Consider the following 13,274-nt stretch of genomic DNA (forward strand, 5'->3'; position numbering starts at 1 on the left):
GGGCCCTACCGATACCCCGCCGCCTGCAACTCGAACAACTCGGCATAGCGTCCACGCAGCGCCAGCAATTGCTCATGCGAGCCGGACTCCAGGATCGCGCCATTCTCCAGCACCAATATCCGGTCCGCCATCCGCACCGTCGAAAACCGGTGCGAGATGATCACGGCGGTCTTGCCGCTGGCCAGACTCTTGAACCGCGAAAACACCTCAGTTTCCGCCTTGGCATCCAGCGCGGCGGTGGGTTCGTCCAGAATGATCAGATCGGCATCGCGCATATAGGCGCGGGCAATGGCGACCTTCTGCCATTCCCCACCGGAGAGATCGCGGCCCTTGTTGAACAGGCGCCCTAGCTGGGTGTCATAGCCGCCGGGCAATTTGGTGATCACCTGATCGGCAAGGCTGCGCTCGGCCGCGTCTTCGATGCGCTCCATATCGTGCTGGTCATCGATCCGGCCCACCCCGATATTCTCACGAGCGGAGAGGCTATAGCGGATGAAATCCTGAAAGATCACCCCGATATGGGCGTGAATATCCTCGATCCGCATGTCTTTCAGATCAATGCCATCGACACTGATGCGCCCCTCATCGGGATCATAGAGCCGGGTCAAAAGCTTGACGATGGTGGTCTTGCCCGCCCCGTTTTCGCCCACCAGCGCCAGGGTTTCCCCGGCATGTAGCGTGAAGGACAGCCCGCGAATGGCCCAGGTCTCGGTATCGGGATAGCGGAAGCCGACATTGTTGAAGACGATGCCTTGGGCGATGGGCTGGGGGAAGGGCTTGGGATGGGCCGGCGGCAAGATGGCCGGCTCGATCTCAAAGAACGAGAACAGATCATCGAGATACATGGACTGCCCGGCAATCTGGGTGAAGCCGAGCAGGATTTTCTGGAACAGGCCATTGAGCCGCAGGAATGAGCCTGACAGGAACGCCAGATCGCCAATGGAAAAATCCCCGATAATGGTGCGCCAGACGATGAAGGCATAGGCCCCGTAATAGGTCAGCGTCGAAATCGAGGAAAACACCGCGCCCCAGCCCGCGCGTTGGGTCGAGAGCCGGCGATTTTCGAGAAAGATCGTGTGGGCCAGCTTCTTGAACCGCTCGATCAGAAAGCCGCCCAGCCCGAACAGCTTGATCTCCTTGGCCGTATCGGCGCTGGAGCCGACATAGCGGATATATTCGAGCTCCCGCCGCTCCGGCGTGCGCCAGCGGTTCATGAAATAGGCCAGGGTATTGAAGCGGCTTTCGCCCCACACGGCGGGCACGAAGCTGAGCGGCAGCAGCAGGATCAGCCAGGGCGCGTAAAAGAACAGGCCGCCCGCTAGCGTCGCCACGGTGATGATATCCTGCGCCTGGCCGAACATCTGGCTGAGCAGGGCATTGCGGCCCGCGGCCTGCCGCCGGGCGCGCTCCAGCCGGTCCTGATATTCGGCGGATTCGAAATGCATCAGATCGAGCCGGGCCGCATGGGTCATCAGCTCGACGCTGACCTGGTTGGAATGCAGCTCCGACAGCACCGCATCGGCCAGTCCCGTGGCGCGAGCCAGCAGGTCGGAGAAGATCACCAGCGCCAGCTCAAGCGCCAGGAGGCCGATTATCGTAGTGAGCGCGCCGCTCGCCCACCATTCGGCAAAGCCGGGGCCGGGGGCGGAGAGGCTGGTCAGCCGCACCACCTCATCGATGATCAGCTTGCCAACGTAAAGCATGGCGATGGGCTGCACCGAAGCGATCAGCCGCAGCCCGATACTGGCGGCGGTCAGCGGCCGGCTGGTGCGCCAGATCTGGGACACCAGGCGCCCCAGATGGCGCAGGTTTTCCAGCCGTTCGCGGAAGGTGGGAGCAGTTTCAGGATGAGGCGGCGGCTTGCGGCCGGGAAGGTCGGTCATGAGGGAATGATAGAACGCCGCGAGGAACGGAAAAAGGTGGTGTGTTGCAAAGGGAGGCCATCAGTAGACCTCACCCGTGAGGCCCACTGATGGCAGGGGTCTAATATCGCTGCGGCGCAGCCGGCTTGTTGCCCATGATCGTCTCGATCTTTTCGATCACATCCGGGGTCAGCTTGTCCTTGGCGTCGAGCGCCGTCAGATTATCCTCCAGCTGGCTCTTGCGCGACGCACCGAGAATGACCGTCGAGACATGCGGATTGTCGAGGCACCACAGCAGCGCCAGGTGATGGATCGGCAGGCCGATCTCCTTCGCGAGCTCCGCAAGCTGCTTGACCTTGACCAGTTTTGCCTTGCCGTCTTCGCTTTCCCAGCTGTGCTTGAGCCATTCATAGCCGGGCAGGTTCATGCGGCTATCGGCGGGAATGCCCTCATTATATTTGCCGGTCAGCACGCCCGAGGCGAGCGGGGACCAGATGGTCGTACCCAGGCCCATCAGGTCATAAAGCGGGAGATAGTCGCCCTCCACCTTCTGGCGGGTGAACAGGTTATATTGCGGCTGCTCCATCACCGGTGGGGTGATCTTGAGGTCCTTGGCGACGGCCCAGGCTTCAGTCAACTGCTGGGCGCTCCATTCCGAAGTGCCCCAATAGAGGATTTTGCCCTGGGTGATCAGGTTATGCATCGCCCACACGGTTTCCTCGATCGGGGTATCGATATCGGGGCGATGGCAGAAATAGAGGTCGAGATAATCCACCCGCAGCCGCTTCAGCGCCGCGTGGCAGGCTTCGGTCACATGCTTGCGCGATAGACCCTTCTGGGTGGGCTTTTCCCCGCCCCAGAACACTTTGGAGGAGACCGCATAGGTGTCGCGACCCCAGCCGAGCTTTTCCAGCGCCGCGCCCATCAGGGCTTCGGATTCGCCGGCCTCATAGCCTTCGGCATTGTCGAAGAAATTGATCCCCGCATCATAGGCCAGGCCCATCAGCGCCATGGCTTCCTTTTCATCGACCTGCTTGCCGAAGGTGACCCAGGAACCAAGCGAGACTTCGCTGACCTTGAGGCCCGATTTTCCAAGACGACGATATTCCATGCTGCAGCTCCTCTGCGCCGCTCCGTCGCGGGCGCATCTATCCAATTGTCTTCATGGCTGGTGCGCCGGGGAATGAACCCAAGTCTGGGCGGCGCGTTGGAGCAGCATAGCCAATCACGGAGAGTTCGTCATGCTCAAGGATTTCGACTCGGCCGCCATCGTGGCGGTAACCGATATGGCCCGCGCCCGGCATTTCTATGAGCATGTGCTGGGGCTGACCCTGATCCAGTCCGACGACATGGTCATGGAATTCAAGACCGGCAAGACCGGGCTGGTGGTCTACAAATCCGACTTCGCCGGCACCAACAAGGCCAATGCCGTGGTCTGGGGCGTGGGCGACGAAATCGAGGACATCGTCGCCAACCTACGCGCCCGCGGCGTCAGCTTCGAGCATTACGAAGGCATGGATCTGCGCGGCGATATCCACATTGCCGGCGATTTCAAAATGGTCTGGTTCAAGGACCCCGACGGCAATATTTTGCACCTGAACAATATGTAGCGATAGAGGCCTGCCCCCAACCACGGTGTCACCCCGGCGCAGGCCGGGGCCCATCTCGAGATGGTGCAGCACGCCGCCAGATCGCCGGACAGGCCTACGATATCATCCACACACCTTGCGGCTGCGGGCCGATCTCAGGATGGGCCCCGGCCTGCGCCGGGGTGACATCGAGAGTGGGGCTGCATCTACGATCTAGAAGTAGACCTCATGGTGAGCTTGTCGAACCACGAGGTCGTGCCCCTTACGGCCGCTCGCGCAAAAACCGCGCGAGGTCATCCGTAACGTGATGCACATGGGCACTGTCGCCACGGCCCAACTCCCAAGCGTCGACCTGCTCATGGGCGTAATCGGGGCCGGCAACCACCTGGACGGTAGCCATGCCCATTTCGTGCGGCACGACCAGGTTCTTTTCGAGGTCGTCGAACATCACCGCACTGGTCGGATCGACCCCGTGGGCGGCAAAGAACCCGGCATAGGCCTCGCGATGCGGCTTGGGCACATAGGTCATGGCGCGGATATCGTAGACATGTTCGAACAGGTCCGCGCCGCCCAGCCGGGCGAGGACCGCGCGGGCGTGGCCGACATCGCCATTGGTGAGGATGAACTTGCGGCCCGGCAGTTCACGGATCGCCGCCACCAGATCGGGATGCTCGGCCACCGGGGAATAATCGATGGCATGCACATTGGCGAGGAAATGGTCGGGATCGACCTCGTGTTGCAGCATCAGCCCGTTCAGCGTGGTGCCGAAATCGCGATAATAGGTCTTTTGCAGCGCCCGTGCCGCCTCGAAATCCAGCTTGGTCAGGTCCATCACATAATGGGTGATGCGCACATCGATCTGCGCAAACAGATTGCACTCGCGCGGATAAAGCGTGTTGTCGAGGTCAAAGACCCAATCGGTAATGTGGGAAAGACTGCGTGCGGCGGGGAGCGTCATGTCATTCATGGCGCCAATATAGTGCAAAACCGTGACGGTTTCACCTAACACTTGAATGGGCGGCCCGCGATACGGACCGCCCGAAGCGATTATTCGTTGGCGGTGATGGCAAGGCCCAGCGCGGCGATCAGCCGGGCAGGGTTGGCCGCAGCGGCGGTCAGCACCAGTAGGGTGGTCGGGTTCTCCGGCTGTACGGTGACTTCCAGGCTCTGCGGGTCATCGAGGAAGGCGGAAACCGGGGGCACCACCACATCCTTGAGCGTCGGGATGCCGCTCTGGTCGATCAGCGTGGGCAGCATGGACTTGATGCCGGCCACGAAGGTGGCGCGATCGCCGCCTGACTGGCTGGCGAAGAAATCCAGCAGCTTACCGGCAAGCGAGGCATCGTCATAGCGCACCTTGGCCGAAACGATGGAAATGGCCTGCATCAACTGCATGCCGGCCATCATCTGGGCGGACTGCGCTTCTTCGCTGGTCGGATCGCTCACCGCGGCGGCAGCCTGCATCGCATAAAGCTGCTCAAGCGCCGCCGGGGTCAGGCCCGTGACATCGAGATTGATGTCGAGCGCGCCCACATCGGCGAAATCGAGCAGGAACTGGTCCATCACCATGTGGCCATCGGCCATCGACCAGGTCAGGTGCTGGTTGATATCGCCCGACAGGCTCTCAAGGCCCAGCGCTTCGATGACCGCACCGGCGGAGGGGTCTTCTTCCTTGACGGTGGAGAGATCGACATTAAGGCCGGTAATGGCCATCTGCGAGGTCAGGTCGGTGATTGGTTCGCCCTGTGCCGGGGTAAAGGTCGAGCCGGCAAGGAAGGACGCGTAGGAGAAAACCTCCTGCCCGTCACGGGTCACCGAGAGCGGGCCGGTGCTGACCGAAGTCACCAATTGCAGCAGCGCCTCGGCCGGCACGGTTTCCCCCCCCGGCAGATAGAGGCCCTCAAGCTTGATGTCGGACAGCGTCACATGACCGGCCGGCTTCTTGGCGAACTCGGCATCGACATCGGGGATGGAAACTTCATCCACCAGATAGCCGCCATCGTCGCGCTCGGTAATGCCGGAAAAGGTGATTTCGGTGGGAAGATCGAACGTGTCGAGCCCGGCAATGCCAGCCTTGACCCCGGTGGCGATCACGCTGTCGCCCTCGACCCGGCCTTCGCCGAAGCTGAGGTCATAGCCAATGGTCTTGTAGACCAGGGTGACGCGATCCAGGAAAGCCTGGGCCTCCAGCGCCATGGAAGGCTGCACCACCCCGATACTGGCCACACCGGCCAGCAGCATCAGGCTTACGCTCTTGGTTATCCTCATCGTCGTCTCCGGCTTGTTGTCGATATTGTTTATGGTGACCGGCTCCGCGAGGAACCGCTGACTTGTCGTGCAGATGGGTTCTAAGTGCTTCCATTGCAATCGATTATAGGCGGAAATGCGCCCGCAAAGCCCATTACTGGTTTATCCCGGCATAATAGCCGCGACGATTGTGTGACAAACCCGCTTGTTATGCCCGTTCGTGATCGAGAAACTGCCGATAGGCCGGATTGTCGGTTTCATCCCAATAGGGAAAGCCGATGGCCTCGATATGGGCGATGAAATCGGCCCGCGTCGCCGGTGGCACCTGCACCCCGATCAGCACGCGGCCATAATCGGCGCCGTGATTGCGATAGTGGAACAGCGAAATATTCCAGCCGTCATGCAGTCCTTCGAGAAATTTGAGCAGCGCGCCCGGCCGTTCGGGAAACTGGAAGCGATAGACCGTTTCGTGTTCGAGATCGGCAACGCGTCCGCCCACCATGTAGCGGACATGCAGCTTTGCCACTTCATTGTCGGTCAGGTCGATCACCCCATGCCCATGCTCTTCGAGCAGGCTGATGATTTCGTGCTTTTCCGCATCGCCACGGCTCAGCTTGATGCCGACGAAAATCTTGGCCGTGCTGTCATGGGCAAAGCGATAGTTGAATTCGGTGATCGAGCGCTGGCCCAATAGGCGCATGAAGGCGCGATAGCTACCCGGTCGCTCGGGAATTTCCACCGAGAACAGCGCCTCGGCCCGCTCGCCGATTTCGGCCCGTTCGGCCACATAGCGCAGCCGGTCGAAATTGACATTGGCGCCCGAATTGATGGCGACCAGCGCGCCAGCGGGTGCCGCACCCTGCTCGACCTGCTTGCGCAGGCCCGCCAAAGCCAGCGCACCGGCCGGCTCGGCAATCGCCCGCGTGTCGTCAAAGATGTCCTTGATGGCGGCGCAGATTTCATCGGCCGTGACAGTGACGATGTCGTCGAGCAATTCGCGGCAGATCCGGAAAGTCTCGGTACCCACCTCGCGCACGGCCACGCCATCGGCAAACAGCCCCACCTGGTCGAGCGCCACCGGATGGCCCGCGGCGATGGCCGCCTTCATGCTGGCGGCTTCTTCCGGCTCGACCCCAATCACCCTGATTTCGGGGCGCAGGAATTTGACGAAGGTAGCAATGCCGGCCGCCAGCCCGCCGCCACCCACCGGCACATAGATGGCCCCCAGTTCGCCCGGATGCTGGCGCAGCAATTCCATGCCGATCGTGCCCTGGCCGGCAATCACATCGGGGTCGTCGAACGGGTGAACCACGACATAGCCATGCTGCTCGGCCAGTTCCGCCGCATGGGCGCGGGCCGCGTCGAAGCCATCGCCGAACAGCACGACTTCGCCACCGAGCCGGCGCACGGCGCCGATCTTGATGGCCGGGGTCGTGGTGGGCATGACTACGACGGCGCGGATGCCCAGCCGCGTGGCGGAAAGCGCCACGCCCTGCGCGTGATTGCCCGCCGAGGCGCAGATCACGCCACGGGCGCGCTCGCTGGCATTCAACTGCGCGATGCGGTTATGCGCGCCCCGGATCTTAAAGGAGAAAACCGGCTGCATATCCTCGCGCTTGAGCAGCACTTCGGCGCCCAGCCGCGCCGACAGCAGCTGCATTTTCTCAAGCGGCGTTTCCTCGGCAACCTCATAGACGGATGAGGTGAGGATACGGCGGACATAATCCTGCATGGATAGGCACTCCAGTGATCTGGCGCAGAGGGGCTCGCAGATCGGCTGCTTGTCAAGGTCGGCACAGGCCGAAGCGTCCGCAGCCCACTTGCCGCCATGGAAATATTGGCGTGGGGGCTGAACAAAGCGCCACAATATGCCACTAACTTCGTCCCCAATATCAACGGCCCTGCGCCAACAAGGATAGCCCGATGCGCCTGCCTCTCACGCTGCTGCTCCTCGCCGTTCCCCAACTGGCCTTCGCCCAATCCTGCAATGTGGATATGCCCGCGGTCGAAAAACGCATCGCCGAAATGGAGGAGTTCTATGACGACGTGCTGTCCGACATCAGTTGCGACGCGCCCACCATTCCAGCCCATATCCTGATGTGCGACTCGATCGGCGATGCCAATTCGGACCTCTGGCGCATGGGGCGGCTGGACGATATGGCCTCGGTCTACGCCTATGAAAACGCCACCGGCACCGAAACCAATCACGCCAATCCGCCGCGCTACGGAAGCTTCATCGAGGACCGCGACGCCTGCACCGACGCGGCATGTCTATGCGACCTGCTGATCGAACACACCAATGACAGCCTGGGCGGCGGCTCGCCCTATGCCGAGCAGTAGGTCGGGGACCGAACGGCCGCAGCGCCCACAAATCGACATTCGCCGGCCGTGGCGCGCCGGCGAGACCATCTTCCTGCTCGGCCCGGGTGGGGTCGGGAAGTCCACCCTCGGGCGCGTGCTGGCGGGCAGGCTAAACTGGCCCCTGATCGATCTTGATCTGGAGTTTTGCGAGCAGATTGCCGAGATCGGCCGCTTCATTCGCCAGACCAGCTACGCGGCATATCGCGCCGAAAACCTGCTGCTGGCGCAGCGGCTGGTGGCACGAACCGAGGGGCCGTTGGTGTTCGTGACAGCCTCGGGTTTTCTGGCGGCCGAAGTGGAGTCGAGCGACTATGCCGAAGCGCGTGCACTGGTTGGCACCGGTTATGGCATCACCCTGCTGCCGTCGCTCGATATCGATCAGGCCACAGAGCTGGTGGTGGAACGCCAGCTCAAGCGCGGCTTTGGGCTTGAGCGGGAAAGTGAGACGCACAAGTTCCGCCGGCGCTTTGGGCGCTATCGAGGCGAGGGCGACATGCTGGTCGTCTCTTCCGCGCCGGCCGAGGACGTGGCCAAGGCCGTGCAAGCGGCATTGACCGCCTGATCCGAAAGGACGCCTAGCAGCCCGGTCCGAGCGTCACCAAATATTCTCAATCAAATGATTGATTGGTACTCAAAACAGGTTTATAGCCGTCCGCGAAATCTCGGGATGAGCCTATGAGTGTGGAACAGATCAGCGCCAGGCGCGAAAGCGGCGGTGACCGGCGGCTGGCCATTGCGGCGGCGGCGCGGGCCATTATCGTCGAAAAAGGGCTCGAAGGCCTGCGCACCCGCGATATCGCTGCCCGCGTCGGCATCAATGTCGCGACCCTGCATTATCATGTGCCCTCCAAGGAGGCGCTGATCGCGCTGGTCGCCGAGACACTGCGCGACGATTTCAAGGCGCAGGCCTTGCGGCAGAACCGCCAGGGCAAGACGGCGCTGCAAGTGCTGCGACTGGAATTTGACGACTTCCGCGAAATCGTCAATGACATGCCCGACCTCAGTATCGTGTTGACCGAGATGGTGGAGCGCGCCCGGCGCGACCCGGTCATCGCCGAGATCATCACCCCGCTCTACGATTTCTGGCGGCTGCAATTTGTCGAAATATTTCGCCGCGGTGTCGAAGACGGCTCGTTCCGAAACGACATTGATCCAGCGGCCGCAGCCCTGATCACCACCGGCGCCTTGTCCGACTATTGGCGTCAATGGACTTCATTCCGCGCCTCGCTCGACCAGGTTCTGGGCGAGTTGGAGCGCGCCTTCGTACTCAACCCTGTTTCTTCTCAAGGATGACTGTCATGTCTTCTCCCGCCGAACATCCAGCCCATGCCGCGCCCGATCCGCGCCGCTGGCTGGCCCTGTTCATTCTGCTCATCGCCAATTTCATGAACCTGATCGATGTGACCATCGTCAATGTCGCTTTGCCCTCGATGCGCGAGGGGCTGGGCGCCACCGATAGCCAGATCGAATGGGTCATCGCCGCCTATGTGCTGGCCTTCGCGCTGGGCCTGCTGCCCTTTGGCCGGCTCGGCGACATTGTGGGTCGCACCCATATGTTCCTCTGGGGCGTTGCCGGTTTCACCGCGGCGTCGGCGCTGTGCGGGCTCTCGCCCAATATCGAATTTCTCATCATTGCCCGGGTGATCCAGGGCTTGGCCGGCGCCATGATGACGCCGCAGGTGCTGGCCATCGCCACCGTCACCTTCCCGCCGCATGAACGCGGCCAGGCCTTTTCACTGTTCGGCCTCTCGGCCGGGCTTGCCGCGGTATGCGGTCCCATTCTGGGCGGTGTGCTGATTTCAGCGCAACTCTTCGGCATGGATTGGCAGCCGATTTTCCTCGTCAATATCCCGGTCGGCATCGCCGCCGTCATTGCCGGCTATTTCCTGATCCCGCGCCTGCCCGGCCATTCCGCGCTCAAGAACGACTTCGTGGGCATCGTGCTGTTCGGCCTGGGCCTGGTCTGCGTCGTGTTCCCGATCATCGAAGGCCGCGCCTATGGCTGGCCGCTCTGGGCTTTCGCCATGATCGCTTCCGGCTTCGTGCTGCTGGTGGCCTTCGTGCTGTGGACCCGCGCCCGTGCCAAGGCCGGCCTGCCGCAATTGCTCAATTTCGACCTGATCGCCAATCGCGATTTCATGTTCGGCGCCTTCGTCATCACCGTGTTTGCCTCGGGCATTCCGGGCATGTTCATGGTGATCTCGATCTTCCTGCAATCAGGCTTCGGCTTCACCCCACTCGAATCGGGGCTGACTAATACGCCCTTCTCGGTCGGCGTACTGGTTGCCTCCCTGATCGCCGGGCGCTTCGGCTCGCATTATCTGCGCGGGCGATTAGCGGCCTCGGGGGCCCTGCTGGCCGGTGGCATCGGCGCGCTGCATTTTATCATTGCGGGGTCGGGCGACGCCATCAACCACTGGAGCTTCCTGCCGCCGCTCTTGCTGGCCGGCATCGGGCTGGGCCTGGGCTTCTCCTCGCTGTTCCAGCTGGTCTTGCGCAATGTGCCCCATCGTGATGCGGGCGCCGGCTCGGGCGCGCTGCAGGCCTTCCAGCAGGTGGGCGGTGCGTTGGGCGTGGCCCTGGTGGGCGAAATGTTCTTCGGCTCGCTTGCCACCGGCTTTGCCGCTGGCAACGCCCCGCACGCAGTCTTCACCGACGCCGCCAGCTTTGCCCTCTGGTATCAGGTGGCTAGTTTCCTGCTGGTCCTGTTGCTGGTGCCCTTCTTCAAAAGCGGCGGCGGGCAGGGCCATGGCCAGGGTGCTCCTGCCCGGCATGTGCCCATCGAGGTTTAAAAACAAAGGCCGCCCATTGGGCGGCCTTTTTCTTGTCCGGTGGGGGAGAGGTTAGCGCACGATCAGCGTGCCGGCGCCGAATTCGGTGAACAGCTCCACCAGCACCACATGGGGCATCTTGCCGTTGAGGATCACGACACCCTCCACGCCATTGTCGAGCGCTTCGAGGCACGTTTCGACCTTGGGGATCATGCCGCCCGAAATCGTGCCATCGGCGATCAGCTCCTTGGCTTCGCGCACCGAGAGCTCGGGGATCAGCTTGCCATCCTTGTCGAGCACGCCGGGCACGTCGGTCAGGAACAGCAGGCGCTTGGCGCCGAGCGAGCCGGCAATGGCGCCGGCAAAGGTGTCGGCATTGATATTATAGGTATTGCCGTCGCGGCCTGGCGCCACCGGCGCAATCACCGGGATCATCTCGGAACGGGCCAATAGGTCGAGCAGGGTGCGGTCGACTTCGACGGGCTCGCCCACAAAACCCAGATCCAGCGCACGCTCGATATTGGAGCCGGGGTCCTTGACCTTTTTCTCGGCCTTTTTGGCAAACACCATATTGCCGTCCTTGCCGCAGAGGCCGATGGCCCATTCGCCTTCGGCATTGATCAGCGCCACGATCTCTTTGTTGATCGAGCCGGCCAGCACCATTTCGACGATTTCCATGGTCCTCGCATCGGTGACCCGCAGCCCGCCCTCGAACTTGGATTCGATGCCCAGGTTTTTCAGCATGGAGGCAATCTGTGGCCCCCCGCCATGCACCACGATGGGATTGACCTTGGACTGCTTGAGCAGGGCGATGTCGCGGGCAAAGGCCTGGCCCAGCTGGGCATCGCCCATGGCATGGCCGCCATATTTCACGACAACCGTCTTGCCCTCATAGCGCTGCATATAGGGCAGCGCCTGCGCAAGAATGCCAGCATCGTGGGAGAACCGGTCGGTGGAAGGCGTATCCTGTGTCATGGGCAGACCCAATCCCCTCGCAAAGCGGCTATAAAAAGACGTGCACGGGTCTAGAGCATGCTGATGCAAAGGAAAAGACGCTTGTGCTCGTAAACAGGCATTGATCCATTGTTCAATTTGTAGCGTTGTGGAGCGATCAGACAAGGGCGCGGCACAAGCGCCGTCCGGTTCGCTGCGGAGGAGGCACGAAATTCATGGCCATGCAGGCCCCCAGCCAGGAGGTCGCCGACCTGATATCGCGCTGCGCCCTGCGGGATCGCGCCGCCTTCCGCTCCCTCTATGACCGCACCAGCGCGAAACTCTTCGGGGTCGTGCTGCGTATCTTGAAAGACCGATCGGAAGCCGAAGAGGCTGTTCAGGAGGTCTATGTCAAAATCTGGCAACGGGCCGACCGCTATGTGGCGGGCGATACCAGCCCGATCAGTTGGCTCGTGGCCGTGGCGCGCAATCATGCGCTCGACATTCTGCGCGCCCGCCGGCCCAAGGCCGACGATATCGACGTGGCGCTGGAAATCCCCGATGCCGGCCCGTCACCGGAACGGGCGACGGCCGATAGCCAGGAGCGTGGGCGGATCGAGCGGTGCCTCGCCACACTCGAGCCCGACCGGGCCGAGGCCGTGCGGGGGGCGTACCTGGATGGCTACAGCTATGACGAGCTGGCGCAGCGCCATGCCGTGCCGTTGAATACGATGCGAACCTGGCTCCGCCGGAGCCTTTTGAAGCTAAGAGAGTGTCTGACGGCATGAGCACGAGCGATGACATGGATGGGGGCGATGGCGGGCGCAACGCCCTGGTCGCCGAATACGTGCTCGGCCTGCTCTCGCCATCCGAGCATGACCGCGTACATCGGCTGATCGAGGATGATCAGGCCCTGCGCGCCGAACGCGATTTCTGGGTGTCCCGTTTTTCCGCCCTCAATGAGGGCTATGAGGACGTCCCCGCGCCCGACCGGCTCTGGGCCGGCATCGAGGCACGCGCCTTTGGCGATACCAAAGCTCCCGCCAAATCCGGTTTTTGGGAAAGCCTGCTGGTCTGGCGCGGCATTGCTGCCGGCGCCCTGGCCATCGCAGTGGCCGCCATCGGCTTCAACCTGCTGCAGCCCCGCCCGGATGTCTCGAGTCTGACCACCCAATTGGTCGCCGCGCTCGAGGAAGAGGGCAGCAATGTAAAATTCGTCGCATTGTATGACGGCACCGGCCAGGTCCGGCTGACCGCTCTGTCGGGTGATGCCGTGCCGGAAAAGGATTTCGAACTCTGGGCCATCCAGGGCGGCAACAATCCCGTCTCCATGGGCGTCATCCCGGCCAATCAGCGCAGCACCGTCTCGATTGCGCCTGAAGTCATGGCCGGCTGGGGCGCCGGCTCCGTGCTGGCCATTACGCTGGAGCCCAAGGGCGGCTCGCCCAGCGGTGCGCCAACCGGCCCCATCGTCGCCAAGGGCGCCGTGCAGCAGATTTAGCTGAAACTTA

General features: G+C 62.3%; 13 protein-coding genes. 7 read left to right on the plus strand and 6 right to left on the minus strand.

The features are described from left to right. Positions 1–5: 5 nt before the first annotated feature. Positions 6–1,883 carry an ABC transporter ATP-binding protein gene (locus ACI3KW_RS08510; RefSeq protein ID WP_404847705.1) on the minus strand — a complete coding sequence of 626 codons (1,878 nt, stop codon included), beginning with the start codon at positions 1,881–1,883 and terminating at the stop codon, positions 6–8. A gap of 100 nt (positions 1,884–1,983) precedes the next feature. After that, on the minus strand, positions 1,984–2,973 hold the full coding sequence (locus tag ACI3KW_RS08515) for a potassium channel beta subunit family protein (RefSeq protein WP_404847706.1): 990 nt from the start codon (positions 2,971–2,973) through the stop codon (positions 1,984–1,986). 130 nt (positions 2,974–3,103) lie between these two features. Between ACI3KW_RS08515 and ACI3KW_RS08520 the strand changes: the two genes are divergently transcribed. After that, complete coding sequence (locus ACI3KW_RS08520; protein WP_262170292.1) at positions 3,104–3,472, plus strand: VOC family protein; 369 nt, start codon at positions 3,104–3,106, stop codon at positions 3,470–3,472. A 241-nt stretch (positions 3,473–3,713) separates the two neighbouring features. On the opposite strand, the gene ACI3KW_RS08525 is transcribed toward ACI3KW_RS08520, so the two are convergent. The 3 genes from ACI3KW_RS08525 to ilvA all read right to left on the minus strand — a co-directional run bounded on the left by ACI3KW_RS08525 (position 3,714) and on the right by ilvA (position 7,430). Next, the gene (locus tag ACI3KW_RS08525) at positions 3,714–4,409 is read right to left on the minus strand and encodes a pyrimidine 5'-nucleotidase (protein WP_404847707.1); all 696 of its coding nucleotides are present in this window, start codon (positions 4,407–4,409) and stop codon (positions 3,714–3,716) included. 89 nt (positions 4,410–4,498) lie between these two features. Then, the gene (locus ACI3KW_RS08530) at positions 4,499–5,719 is read right to left on the minus strand and encodes a hypothetical protein (RefSeq protein ID WP_404847708.1); all 1,221 of its coding nucleotides are present in this window, start codon (positions 5,717–5,719) and stop codon (positions 4,499–4,501) included. A 187-nt stretch (positions 5,720–5,906) separates the two neighbouring features. Further along, positions 5,907–7,430 carry a threonine ammonia-lyase, biosynthetic gene (gene ilvA / locus ACI3KW_RS08535; RefSeq protein WP_404847709.1) on the minus strand — a complete coding sequence of 508 codons (1,524 nt, stop codon included), beginning with the start codon at positions 7,428–7,430 and terminating at the stop codon, positions 5,907–5,909. A gap of 191 nt (positions 7,431–7,621) precedes the next feature. Here ilvA and ACI3KW_RS08540 point away from each other — a divergent pair, with 191 nt between their 5' ends. The 4 genes from ACI3KW_RS08540 to ACI3KW_RS08555 all read left to right on the plus strand — a co-directional run bounded on the left by ACI3KW_RS08540 (position 7,622) and on the right by ACI3KW_RS08555 (position 10,851). After that, positions 7,622–8,038 (plus strand): hypothetical protein, encoded by a 417-nt coding sequence (locus tag ACI3KW_RS08540; protein WP_113121411.1) that lies wholly within the window; start codon positions 7,622–7,624, stop codon positions 8,036–8,038. Continuing rightward, positions 8,025–8,621 (plus strand): shikimate kinase, encoded by a 597-nt coding sequence (locus ACI3KW_RS08545; protein WP_404847710.1) that lies wholly within the window; start codon positions 8,025–8,027, stop codon positions 8,619–8,621. Before ACI3KW_RS08540 ends, ACI3KW_RS08545 begins: the two co-directional genes overlap by 14 nt. A 113-nt stretch (positions 8,622–8,734) precedes the next feature. Next, positions 8,735–9,352 carry a TetR/AcrR family transcriptional regulator gene (locus tag ACI3KW_RS08550; protein ID WP_404847711.1) on the plus strand — a complete coding sequence of 206 codons (618 nt, stop codon included), beginning with the start codon at positions 8,735–8,737 and terminating at the stop codon, positions 9,350–9,352. Between the two features lie 5 nt (positions 9,353–9,357). Continuing rightward, a complete protein-coding gene (locus ACI3KW_RS08555; protein ID WP_404847712.1) occupies positions 9,358–10,851 on the plus strand; it encodes a DHA2 family efflux MFS transporter permease subunit in 1,494 nt (497 codons plus the stop codon). 51 nt (positions 10,852–10,902) lie between these two features. On the opposite strand, the gene argB is transcribed toward ACI3KW_RS08555, so the two are convergent. Further along, the gene (gene argB, locus ACI3KW_RS08560; RefSeq protein WP_113121408.1) at positions 10,903–11,805 is read right to left on the minus strand and encodes an acetylglutamate kinase; all 903 of its coding nucleotides are present in this window, start codon (positions 11,803–11,805) and stop codon (positions 10,903–10,905) included. A 194-nt stretch (positions 11,806–11,999) separates the two neighbouring features. Between argB and ACI3KW_RS08565 the strand changes: the two genes are divergently transcribed. Both ACI3KW_RS08565 and ACI3KW_RS08570 read left to right on the plus strand, forming a co-directional pair. Next, entirely contained in the window at positions 12,000–12,551 is a 552-nt protein-coding gene (locus ACI3KW_RS08565; RefSeq protein ID WP_404847713.1) for a sigma-70 family RNA polymerase sigma factor, read from the plus strand. After that, positions 12,548–13,264: an anti-sigma factor domain-containing protein gene (locus ACI3KW_RS08570; RefSeq protein ID WP_404847714.1), complete on the plus strand. Its 717-nt coding sequence runs from the start codon at positions 12,548–12,550 to the stop codon at positions 13,262–13,264. The genes ACI3KW_RS08565 and ACI3KW_RS08570 overlap by 4 nt, the downstream gene beginning before the upstream one ends. The last annotated feature ends 10 nt before the right edge of the window (positions 13,265–13,274 follow it).

Source organism: Devosia sp. ZW T5_3, assembly GCF_044987315.1.
Lineage (GTDB): Bacteria > Pseudomonadota > Alphaproteobacteria > Rhizobiales > Devosiaceae > Devosia.

Excerpts from the sequence above, each read along its gene's own strand:
- ACI3KW_RS08510 (WP_404847705.1), bottom strand. The coding sequence starts at position 1,883 with ATGACCGACCTTCCCGGCCGCAAGCCGCCGCCTCATCCTGAAACTGCT.
- ACI3KW_RS08515 (WP_404847706.1), bottom strand. The coding sequence starts at position 2,973 with ATGGAATATCGTCGTCTTGGAAAATCGGGCCTCAAGGTCAGCGAAGTC.
- ACI3KW_RS08520 (WP_262170292.1), top strand. The coding sequence starts at position 3,104 with ATGCTCAAGGATTTCGACTCGGCCGCCATCGTGGCGGTAACCGATATG.
- ACI3KW_RS08525 (WP_404847707.1), bottom strand. The coding sequence starts at position 4,409 with ATGACGCTCCCCGCCGCACGCAGTCTTTCCCACATTACCGATTGGGTC.
- ACI3KW_RS08530 (WP_404847708.1), bottom strand. The coding sequence starts at position 5,719 with ATGAGGATAACCAAGAGCGTAAGCCTGATGCTGCTGGCCGGTGTGGCC.
- ilvA (WP_404847709.1), bottom strand. The coding sequence starts at position 7,430 with ATGCAGGATTATGTCCGCCGTATCCTCACCTCATCCGTCTATGAGGTT.
- ACI3KW_RS08540 (WP_113121411.1), top strand. The coding sequence starts at position 7,622 with ATGCGCCTGCCTCTCACGCTGCTGCTCCTCGCCGTTCCCCAACTGGCC.
- ACI3KW_RS08545 (WP_404847710.1), top strand. The coding sequence starts at position 8,025 with ATGCCGAGCAGTAGGTCGGGGACCGAACGGCCGCAGCGCCCACAAATC.
- ACI3KW_RS08550 (WP_404847711.1), top strand. The coding sequence starts at position 8,735 with ATGAGTGTGGAACAGATCAGCGCCAGGCGCGAAAGCGGCGGTGACCGG.
- ACI3KW_RS08555 (WP_404847712.1), top strand. The coding sequence starts at position 9,358 with ATGTCTTCTCCCGCCGAACATCCAGCCCATGCCGCGCCCGATCCGCGC.
- argB (WP_113121408.1), bottom strand. The coding sequence starts at position 11,805 with ATGACACAGGATACGCCTTCCACCGACCGGTTCTCCCACGATGCTGGC.
- ACI3KW_RS08565 (WP_404847713.1), top strand. The coding sequence starts at position 12,000 with ATGGCCATGCAGGCCCCCAGCCAGGAGGTCGCCGACCTGATATCGCGC.
- ACI3KW_RS08570 (WP_404847714.1), top strand. The coding sequence starts at position 12,548 with ATGAGCACGAGCGATGACATGGATGGGGGCGATGGCGGGCGCAACGCC.